The 350-nt window shown below is 43.0% G+C and carries 1 protein-coding gene; it reads left to right on the forward strand.

Annotated features, from left to right (window positions below; genetic code table 11):
• Positions 1-183 (forward strand): BrnA antitoxin family protein (locus tag A3766_RS11285; RefSeq protein ID WP_197479547.1); only part of this gene is annotated, 183 nt, incomplete at its 5' end.
• Positions 184-350 lie beyond the last annotated feature (167 nt).

The following is a 350-nucleotide window of genomic DNA, read 5'->3' on the forward strand; positions in this document are numbered from 1 at the left end:
AGTAAGGCCGCAAAAGTAACAATGCCCAACTTAAAACCATCGACGAAAACAATTTCCTTGCGGTTACCTGAGTCTTTGCTTGAAAGCATTAAAATTGAGGCTAATCGAAGAGACATGCCTTACCAGTCCTTAATCAAATCTTGGCTTGCTGATGATGTTCGACAGAATCGCTTAGCTTCTTAAGAGCACTAACGCCTGCCACAACGGCTTGGGTGAAGTGGCGGCGTTTTTGCGTCTTTTTGCAAAAACGGTGACAGTTTACCCAAGTCCGATTGATGGCACTTGTTATGTGTNCAGTTATTTGTTCCGTATTTCTATTACTACGTCAGCCTCTCTCTTTATATTTGGCC

This window comes from Oleiphilus sp. HI0132, from assembly GCF_001635845.1.